This window comes from Streptococcus suis (genome assembly GCF_002964045.1).
GTDB lineage: Bacteria > Bacillota > Bacilli > Lactobacillales > Streptococcaceae > Streptococcus > Streptococcus suis_U.
In genome coordinates, this window is record NZ_POPB01000056.1 from 1 (window position 1) to 271 (window position 271).

A 271-nucleotide genomic window follows, 5' to 3' on the forward strand; every position below is an offset into this window, starting at 1 on the left:
AAGTTGTATTGGAAAGAGCAGAAGCTATCAATACTAGCTATCCTGCCTTCTTTGAACACTTAAATAGTTTGATGGATTAGGAGAATGTATGCCAATCGTTTTACTTGGATTTATGGGAGTTGGAAAAACAACAACAGCACATTTGTTAAATCTCCCCGTTTACGATATGGACCATATCATTGAAGAACGGATTGGTATGCCTATTGCTGACTATTTCAGTCTTGAAGGAGAGGCTTCGTTTAGACAACTGGAGACAGAGGTGTTGAAAGAA

At 38.4% G+C, this 271-nt stretch carries 1 protein-coding gene; it reads left to right on the forward strand.

Annotated elements, in window-relative coordinates; all coding sequences use genetic code 11:
• Nucleotides 1–88: 88 nt before the first annotated feature.
• A partial coding sequence (locus C1E99_RS00245; protein WP_330848207.1) for a shikimate kinase occupies nucleotides 89–271 on the forward strand: 183 nt, incomplete at its 3' end.